Annotated in this window: 3 protein-coding genes; 2 read left to right on the top strand and 1 reads right to left on the bottom strand. The window is 65.0% G+C overall.

All coding sequences use genetic code 11. From position 1 onward, the window contains the following. Positions 1-967, top strand: a 967-nt coding sequence (locus tag D7V93_RS28400) for a lysylphosphatidylglycerol synthase domain-containing protein (protein WP_147451382.1), incomplete at its 5' end; no start/stop codon positions are given. Here D7V93_RS28400 and D7V93_RS28395 read toward each other — a convergent pair. Next, positions 885-3,119, bottom strand: a complete 2,235-nt coding sequence (locus tag D7V93_RS28395) for a molybdopterin-dependent oxidoreductase (protein ID WP_120646368.1) — start codon at positions 3,117-3,119, stop codon at positions 885-887. The two genes, D7V93_RS28400 and D7V93_RS28395, sit on opposite strands and share 83 nt — an antisense overlap. A gap of 1,031 nt (positions 3,120-4,150) precedes the next feature. On the opposite strand from D7V93_RS28395, the gene D7V93_RS28390 reads away from it, so the two are divergent. Continuing rightward, positions 4,151-10,162 (top strand): RHS repeat-associated core domain-containing protein (locus tag D7V93_RS28390; protein WP_147451381.1); only part of this gene is annotated, 6,012 nt, incomplete at its 3' end.

The raw sequence follows: 10,162 nt of genomic DNA, 5'->3' as shown, positions 1-10,162 counted from the left end.
GCTCAAGCCCGTCTTCGCCCTGGGCGGCCTGGGCATGCTGACGACGATGGTGCACAAGGCGGGCGCCGGTGAGCTGAAGACCACGCTCCTGGCCGCGCTGCCCCTGTTGCCCTGGGTGGTGCTCCTCGAGATGGGACGGCAGACCTGCGACGCGACGGCGACGCGGCTGTCCTATGGCGCACGCGCGGGACAGGTGCCCCTGGCGGTGCTGGTGCGGGCGCAGCTCATCGGCACGGCGGTGTCGAGCATGGCGCCCGCGGGCCGCACTGCCGCGGAGGCGACGAAGGCGACGCTGCTCACGCCCTACACGGGAGGCGCGTCGGCGACGGCGGCGGCGGCCACGTCCCAGGCGGCGTCGCTCGGGGCCGGAGGGCTCATCTCCTTCCCGTGCGCGGTGGCGTCCTATCTCATGACGGGCTGGTCCGCGTTCACGGTGGGGATGCTGGTGCACGGCTTCGTGCTGCTGCTGGCGTCGCTGGGCATGCGGGCGGGGCTGCGCGCGAAGCGGCTGGGCGCGTGGATGCAGCGCCGGTGCGGGAAGTGGGGCGCGCACGCGGAGGCGTTCCAGGCGTCGGTGTGCGCCGGAGGGCTGTGTCCCTGGCGGCCGATGCTGGCGTTCCTGGGCAGCCGCGTGTTGCAGGTGATGCAGTACGCGGTGCTCGCGCACGCGGTGGGCATCGACGCGACGGTGGTGCAGGCGCTCTTCACCCAGGGCCTCTACCTGGTGGCGCTCGCGATGGGTTCGCTCGTGCCGGGGCAGGTGGGCGTGACGGACGGGATGTTCTCGCTGGCCGCGGGGGCGATGGGGACGTCCGCCGCGAAGGCGATGTCCATCGCGCTGCTCGCCCACGCGGTGCAGGCGGTGTTCGTGCTGACGGGGGCGCTCACGCCGCTGGTGTGGCGGGCCCGGAAGGTGACGGTGGCGCAGGTGGTGCCGCCGGCCGTACCCGTACCGGTGTGCCACTGAAGGCGGCGTTGCCGCTGACGGTGTCCAGGGCCTGGTCGTCGGTGAGGTCGTTGATGCTGGCGCCCGCGTGCGCGCCGGCCACCTGGAGGCGGATGCCCGCGCGCTGATGGCCGTAGCCGTGGGGCAGGCTGACGACGCCGGGCATCACGTCGTCGGTGACGGCCACGGGCACGGTGACCTCGCCCACGCGCGAGCGGACGCTGGCGTCGCTGCCCTCGGTGAGGCCCAGGCGGGAGGCGTCCTCCGGGTGAATCATGAGGGTGCAGCGGGGGCGGCCCTTCACGAGCCCCGGCACGTTGTGCATCCAGGAGTTGTTGTCGCGAAGGTGCCGCCGGCCGATGAGCAGCAGCTCTCCGTCGCGAGGCGCCGCGTCGTCGGGGAACGCCGCGCGGAGCCGGGCGACATCCGCGACGAGCAGCTCCGGCGCCAGTTGGATGCGCTTGGCGCGACCGCGGAGGCGGCCGGGGAGGCTGGGCTTCAACGGGCCCAGGTCGATGCCGTGGGGCGCGGCGCGCAGCTTCGCGAGCGACAGGCCGCCCTGCTTGAGCGGGTGGAAGCGCGAGCCATACGGCCCCATGCGCAGGCCCACGTCGAGCAGGCGCTCCGGCCCCAGGCGCTTGAGGGCCTGGTACTGGAGGGTGGCGCGGGCGCTCCGGCCATCGCGCAGCGTCTCCAGGCGGTGCTGGAGCTCCAGGAGGATCTCCCAGTCCTGGCGCGACTCCGGGCCGGCGGTGAACACGGGCGGTGAGTACTTGGCCGTGTTGCGCACGGCGAGCACGTGGAAGACGAGGTCGTAGTGCCCGCGCTCCAGCACGGAGGCCGGGGGCAGGATGTAGTGGGCGTGCCGGGTGGTCTCGTTGAGATACGGATCCACGCTCACCATCAGGTCCAGCTGGGCCAGCGCCGTGTCGAGTTGTGTGCCATTGGGCGTGGACAGCACGGGGTTGCCGGCCACGGTGAGGAGGGCGCGGATGCGGCCGTCACCCGGGGTGAGGATCTCCTCCGCGAGCGTGGCCACGGGAAGCTCGCCGGAGAACTCGGGCAGGCCGCGCACGCGGCTCTTCCAGCGGCCATGGCTGCCGGGGCTGACGCCGAGCGCGCGGGGGCCGCCGATGACGTCGAACGCGGGCTGGGTGAAGAGGGCGCCGCCTTCGCGGTCCAGGTTGCCGGTGACGATGTTGAGGACGTTGATGAGCCATTGGCAGAGGGAGCCAAAGGGCTGTGTGGACACACCGACGCGGCCGTAGCAGACGGCGCCTTGTGCGGCGAGGAAGTCCCGGGCGATGCCGCGCAGCACCTCCGGGGCGATGCCGGTATGCGGCGCGGTGCGCTCCGGAGGGAAGTCGCGGACGAGCGACACGACGGAGTCCAGGCCGTCCACGAACGCCGCGAGCCGGCCCAGGCGCCGGGTGTTGTCTCCGGTGTCCGTGAAGACGACGTGCAGCAGGGAGAGCAGGGCGAGCGCGTCGGTGCCAGGGCGCACGAAGACGTGTTGATTGGCGATGTGCGCGGTCTCGGTGCGGCGCGGGTCGAGGACGACGACCTTGCCGCCGCGCTCCTGAATGGCGCGCAGGCGGGCGCGGACATCCGGGGTGGTCATCAGGCTGCCATTGGACGCGAGCGGATTGGCGCCCAGGACGAGCATGTATTGCGTGCGGTCGATGTCCGGGATGGGGACGAGGAGCTGGTGGCCGAACATGAGGTGTGCCACGAGCTGGTGGGGGAGTTGATCCACGGAGGTGGCGGAGAACCGGTTGCGCGAGCGCAGCGCGCGAAGGAGCCCGGGGCCGAACATCATCGCACCCAGGTTGTGGACGTTGGGGTTGCCCAGGTAGGCGCCCACGGAGTGGGGCCCGTGTTCCTGCTGGAGCGCATGGAGGCGCCGGGTGATGTCGCTGAAGGCGTCCTCCCACGACACGCGCTCCCAGCCGGAGGCGGTGCGCTTCATGGGGTGGCGCAGGCGGTCCGGGTCCTCATGGAGGTCGCGCAGGGCCACGGCCTTGGGACAGATGTGGCCCCGGCTGAACGGATCCGCGTCGTCGCCCTTGATGGACGTGATGCGCCCGTCCGCCACTTCGATGCGAACGCCGCACATCGCTTCACAGAGGTTGCAGGTGCGGAAGTGGACCTGGGACGGGGCGGAAGCGCTCATGGGGGGCAGCCTACGCCGACTTTCCTTCTCTGAAGAACCCCAGGCGTCATGGACAGTGGGCGGAATGTCTGGTCTAAGGCGCGGCTGCGGTGGTCTTCCCGTTGGGGAATTGGAAGAACTCGCATTTCAAGGAATCAAGGGGCCCCACGTTAGATGGGAAATATAAAGATATACGTATTGGCGCGCTGGATTGCGCTCGCGATCCCGCTCATCCTTTCGCTGCCCGTTGATGCGGGTCCCGTCTGTGACCCGACTGCCCCTCCAAAGAGCTGCAACAAGGGAGCGTGCCTGGGGACACAGGTTTGCGACTACCCCACGACCTACTGCCAATATTCTCAAAAATCGAATGCGACCTGCTCTGTCTGTGGCCGGGCGGGCACCCGGTCCTGTACCGAGGAAGGCGACCTTATTTCAGGGTCATGCTCCGCCTACGCCGCCGAGGTCTGCAACAACTGTGATGATGACGGTGACGGAGCCATTGACGAAGGGCTGACGTCGGGAGCGTGTGATCCTCAGGGTAATGGCTGCTCTGGCACGACAACGTGTGTCGCGGGCGGATGGCAGTGCCTCATTCCCTCGAACAAGACCGTGGATTGCAGCACCCAGTGCGGAGCGCCGGCCCACCGACAGTGCAACCTGGACGGCTCCCTGGGAGTCTGCACGAGGGATGTCGCGGCGCTTGAAGCGTGCAACGGCTGCGATGACAACAGGGACAGCGTGGCCGACAACCTGCCGGGCCAGGGACGCGATACCCTTGTAAGCACCTGCCAGGGTGGCAATGGTGAGTGCCCGGGCTCCTTGAAGCGCTGTGTGGCGGGAGCCTGGTCCGCCTGCATCGCTCCCGCGGAAGTATGCAACGGGATGGATGACGACTGTGACAACCTGTTTGACGAGGGTGGCGTCTGTCGCGCGGACGCGACGACGTGTCAGTGTCAGCCGCTGACGTGTGAACAGCTTGGGGTCAATTGCGGTTCGGCCGCTGATGGGTGCGGGGGGACAATCAACTGCGGAACGTGCCCCGGGGTGATGAAATGAAATTGACCGTGAGTCGTGGCCTGAAGAACGCTGTTGCCCTGTCCTTGGGGCTGGTCATCGCCGTCAGCGCATGTGGTCCCGCGGAGCCCGAAAGCCTTGATGCGGATCGCAAGGTGGGAACGAAGCTCGCAAGAGTGCTGACCACGCCTGCGGACACCATCGTTCCGACCCAGGTGGGACCTGATGGGCTCGCGGTAGGGCAAACGAAGGGTGCTTCATCCGTCAGCCCGGATGGCACCGCGAAGTACACGCTGCCACTCTGGGTTCCGGATGGACGCGCGGGCATGCAGCCGGCATTGACCCTCTCCTATCAGGGCAACAGCGGCAGCAACATCCTGGGGCAGGGCTGGAGCATTACCGGTTTGTCAGCGGTCACGCGGTGCCCCCGGACGCTGGCGCAGGATGGGCGGGTGGAAGGAATCTCCTTCACGAGCGCGGACGCGTTCTGTCTGGACGGACAGCGGCTCATCGCCATCCAGGGGGTGTATGGCGCCTCTGGCACCGAATACCGGACCGAGCAGGAGAGCTTCTCGAAGGTCGTCTCGTTGGAAGCGGATGGATCCGGGCCCGCACTGTTCAAGGTCTACCTGAAGGACGGACGGGTCATGACCTACGGCAAGCTGAACAATTCGACCCTCGCCGGGGAGCGCGGCAGCGTTCGGGCCCTGGACGCGACCGGATTCGCCGTCTCCAGGGATGGGAAGGAAAATCGGCTGCTCTGGGCGGTCTCCCAGGTGGAGGACCGGAGCGGCAACTTCATGAGCTTCCAGTACGTGAAGACCCATGATCTGACGGATGGAAGCTACGAGCAGACCCTTTCGCGTATCGCCTACACAGGCTCCTCGCTCGGGGCGGGGCGTCCCGCGTACCGCTTCATCGACTTTGACTATGACGGCCATTCAAACCCACGCATCGTCCACTTGAATGGTTTGAAGACGAAGGCAAGTCGGCGACTCAAGGAGATTCGGGTGAGTGGTCCGAACCCCGTCGCTACAGGCCTTGTCCACTCGTACCGCCTCACCTACCTGCCGGTTGCTCAAAGCAGCGTCACCCGCCTCGCATCCTTCCAGGAGTGCGATGGTGCAGGGGTTTGCCTTCCAGCCGTTACGTTCTCCTGGACCTTGGAGAGCGACCTCTTCGAAGACGTGGATACGGGAATCACGGACATCCTGAGCCCGCCCACACCCGCAGCCATCTTCCGTGCGCTCAATCCCATTGATGTTGACGGGGATGGATTCGACGACCTCCTCTATCGCACGACGAGCAGCCAGGCCTATTCATATAAATGGGTCATGCGCTATGGCTCGGCTGCTGGCTATGGCGCCGCCGTGGATGCGGTGTCCCTGCCCAATGTCTGTTGGGATATCACGGCAGGACACAATGGAAAATGGGCAGATATCAATCTGGATGGCCTTCCGGACGTCAGCTTCCTGCAATGGAATGCCTGCAATGGGCCGGGTCAATACAGCGAGCTGAAGCACTTCCGCCGAACGAACCTTCCCGGCGGACGCACGGCCAACTCGTTTCAAGAAGTGGGGAATGATGGAAGAGGGGGAGATGCATTCTGGTATGCGGACCTCAATGGAGATGCCTACCCTGAGTTGGTGCGGGTGCTCACGTCAACCCGGACACTGGGGTACCGCCCGAACGTGGGCGGTGCGTTGCAGCCCTTTCAGCCCATCGTCACGTCGGACTTGAATGACAACAACCAGTTCGCCTTGAACCTGGATGGCTCGTCCAAGACCAGCCTCCTGTTCATTGAAATGCGCAGGCCACCCGGCCCTCACGACATCTACGAAGAGGTAGGCAAGCGGTACTGGTCGATGACCCAGCGGCCGGATGGCACCTTCGCCAAGCAGGAGACGACGCTCGTCCGCTCGGACGTGGAGCTGATGCCGGATGGAACTCCCTTTGACTATGGCCCTGAAGGAGATGAGACCTGCGACAACTGCTACAAATGGCAATACCTCTTCGTGGATTTGACGGGTGACAGCCTCCCGGATGCCGTCCGGGCGAAGGCTGAAACGGGTGGTGATCTCGAGGTGCTCGTCAACACGGGCGATGGATTCGCGCCGCCGTTCCCAATCCAGTTGCCGGTCGGATTCAAGCTGTCGCCATTCACGTCGGACAACGGAATCCGGGTCGTGGACTTCAATCTGGATGGGCGCCAGGACCTGTTGCTGATGGATGATGGTAAAGGAACGCGCGACCGGGTGGCGCTCCTTCAGTCGGTGGGGACCGGGTTCTCCGTGCGCTCCTTGGGCATGTCGGTAGGCCAGTCAGGAGCCCGGGGGTTCACTCTTTCGCAGTTGCTGGACGCGAATGGCGACGGCCTGATGGACCTCGCGCAGATGATCAACGGCAGGATGCACGTCTATCTGCGGAAAGGTCCGCCCGCGGGTCTGCTGACCGGCGTTACGGACTCACTGGGCTCGCGAATCGAGTTCTCCTACAAACCGATGATTGATCCGTCGGTCTACACGCCTGGCACGGGCTGCTCCTATCCCCAGGTGTGCGTGAAGAAGGGGCAGTGGTTGGTTTCAGAGCATCGCGTGGACACTGGGTCCCCGGTGATGCATGCGACCCGGTATTCCTATGTGGATGGTCGCGCTGATCTCCTGGGCCGAGGGTGGCTGGGGTTTGCGCGGATGACAGCGAAAGACCTGGTTTCTGGGACTGAGTCCCGGGTCGACCATGACAACCAGACCCGTGCAGGGACGTTCTACCCCCTCGCGGGCACGCCGGTCTTTCAAGTGACCACGATGTTCCTGCCTGGGCGATTGCATCTGCAGGTGCGTGCGACCCAGCACAAGATCCTCGCGCAGGGTACTTCGCGCGTGGATGCCAGACTGCGGGTCTTCCCCGAGGTCATCACGGAAGAAGTGTACGACCGGCTGGAGACGGATGCCTGGAACGCGGGACTCCTGAACCGGGTCGTGAGCGTGCTGGGTTTCGATGAGACTTACGGCAACGTGCTGAATCGGAAGCAGATGTTCTCCAACGGCGATGAGATGGAGTGGGTGACGGGTTACCAGAACGACCCCGTGAACTGGCTCGTGGGGCTGCCAGTCGAGGAGTCGCAGACGAGCACCGTGCAGGGCGTCGCGCAGGTGAGACGGCTGTCGTATGAGTACAAGCCAGGGACCGTGCTTCTCAAGAAGACGACCGTGGAGCCGAACGATCCGGTTCTGGAGGTGATCACCGAGCAGCTCCGTGATGACGATGGGCTCCTCTACGAGGTCCGAACGATGGGCGCAGGAATGATCAGCCGGAGCACCCAGTTCACTTACGACTCCCTGGAGCGTGTCCATCCGGTGTCCGTGATCAACGGCCTGTGGCACATGGGCACCTATGCCTACCATCCTTCACTGGGTCTACCCGCAGTCAAGGTGGATGAGAACGGCATCGTGACCCGCTGGCAGTACGATGGCTTTGGCCGGGTGCGGAAACTGGACAACCCGGATGCCGCGGACGTCTCGCTGTCCTACGTCGCCTGCCCCAACGAGGCCGGGTGTGCGTACCAGGTCCAGTCTCAAACGGTCCAGGGCCAGGAGGAGCGGACGAACCTGGACCGCCTGGGAAGAACGCTGAGTGTTTCGAAGCGTGCCTTTAATGACGCGGATGGCTGGAGTACGAGCCGGCGGGAGTTCGACCTGCTGGGACGTGTCTCCTGGTCCTGGGCGCCGTCGCCCACGGGCTCCAAGGAGGTCGGCACGTCCTTCACCTACGACGCGCTCGGGCGGCCACTGGTGACCACGTATCCGGATGGTTCGAAGACCGTCCGCCAATACATCGCGAACCAGGTGAACAGCTTTGATGAGAAGAACAACCTCCAGGTCAGCTGGTTGGATGTCTATGGCCGGACAGCCTCGGTGGACGACTACGTGGACGGGCGCAAGCTCACGACGACGTACCGGTACGGGCCGTTCGGGAACCCCGCCGGGGTGCTCAGCGCGGACGGGACGGGACCGACCTTCAAGTACGACCGTCAGGGTCGACGGGTCGAAGTCAATGATCCGGATTCCGGCCTGTCGATCTCCAAGTACAATGCCCTGGGCGAGCTCACTGAGTCGAAGGACGCGAACGGGGACACGACGCTTTACGAGCACGACCTGCTGGGGCGTGTGACCAAAACCACGAATCGCGATGGCGTGTCGACGTACATCTGGGACAACGCTAACGCGGGCAATGCGGGTATCGGAAAGCTGTACAAGAGCATCAAGGACGACCTCGCGGGGACTGCCCAGAGCGTGATCAGCACGCAGTATGCCTATGATTCATTCGGGCGCCCGGTGGAAGACCTCTGGACGATCGGCGGCTCCCAATACGCGATTGGCCGGCAGTATGACGCATACAGCAGGCTGTTCCAGTTGCAGTATCCCCAGGTGGGCACGACGAACTTCGCGGTGAATTATGAGTACACCGCCCGGGGGCAATTGAAGCGGGTGCGGGCCGCGAACAACGGTCCCGCCTACTGGAGTGTGGAGGGACGGAATGGTCTGCAGCAGTTGACCGCGGAGTCCTTCGGGAATGGCGTCTCCAGCCTGCGCCGGTACGACACGCGGGGGCGCCTCCTGTTCATCCAGGGCACCCACGGGAGCCAGGAACTGCAGAAGCTGGCCTACGAGTACGAGCCGAACGGCAATGTTCGAAGCCGGCACGACCGTCATGACCCGCTGCGGATGTCGACGGAGGACTTCACCTACGACGCGTTGGACCGCCTGAAGTCCTGGACGGTCTTCCAGAACTGCCAGTCGCGAACCGCGAACTACGGGTACGATGACCTTGGCAACCTCCTGAGCCGCCAGGGGATGGGGGAGAACATCTCCAGTTTCTATGAGCGGACCGGCGGAGCGGGCCCTCATGCCGTGACACGGTCCTCCCTTGGCGCGTACACGTATGACGCGAGCGGGAACCAATTGACTGCGCCTGGCCGGACCGTGACGTACACGACCTTTGGTCTTCCCTCGCGAGTCGTTACCGGCACGGGAAACACCGAATACCGGTACGATTCAATGAATGCTCGGGTTGTGAAGAGCGCCTCTTCCGGGGAGTCCACTTTCTACGTAGGGGGACTCTTCGAGGAGCGACGAGCCCCCAACGGAGCGATGAGTCGTGTCTTCAATGTCCTGGGGGATGCGGGGACGGTTGCACAGCTCGCATGGACCACGGATGCGCTGGGCAATGCGAGCGCTCCCAAGACGACCTATCTCCACACGGATGCGCTCGGCTCGGTCGCGACGTTGTCGGATGAGATGGGTGGAGTGACGGAGCAGCTGCGCTACGAGCCGTTTGGCGGACGTCGGCTGGCTCAATCCCTGGCAAGTCCCGTGGTTCGTGGTTCGTCGGGTGTCCGTCAGGGATTCACCGGTCATGAACATGAAGAGGAACTCGGCCTCATCAACATGAAGGGACGTATCTATGAGCCGTCCCTGGGTCGATTCCTCAGCCCGGACCAATTCCTGCCAGGGCAGGACCCCAGCCAGGCGCTGAATCGGTACAGCTACGTGCTCAACAACCCGCTGAAGTACGTGGACCCGTCTGGCTGGCTGCCCTTGGTCATGCCCATCATCGTGTATGACTCCTGGTATGGCGGATATGTGACCCCAGGCTGGGCCATGAGTCGCGTGGTCAGGTGGGTCGATGAGTATAACTGTAATGTAATGACCGCAGATGGCCAGATGTGTAACGTAGTACACCGGGAGGAAGAGGCGTGGTGGGAGACCGGTCCGTCGATGCGCGCCGAGACGTGGTGGGCCCTGACCCGGTTGACCCTGGGGGCGCAGGGGGCTTACTACCAGGAGGCTCTTGGATACGGAGCACGCTTCTCCGGGGGCGCGGTCCTGGGTGGTTGGGTCGCGCAGATACCCCTGGGTGCTTATTTCATACCCATGGTTCCCGGCCAGTCCGCCGCGTACTACCAGGGGTATGCGTGGTCGCTGGATTGGGGCGCGAAAGTAGAGTCCGCCCTTGGGCTGGCGGCAGAGGTCGTGGGTGCGGGCGGGATG

Source organism: Corallococcus llansteffanensis, from assembly GCF_003612055.1.
Classification (GTDB): Bacteria; Myxococcota; Myxococcia; order Myxococcales; family Myxococcaceae; genus Corallococcus; species Corallococcus llansteffanensis.
This window is presented reverse-complemented; position numbering and strand designations above follow the sequence as displayed.

Bases quoted from the DNA above. Each gene is read 5' to 3' on its own strand.
- D7V93_RS28395 (WP_120646368.1), bottom strand. From the start codon at position 3,119: ATGAGCGCTTCCGCCCCGTCCCAGGTCCACTTCCGCACCTGCAACCTC.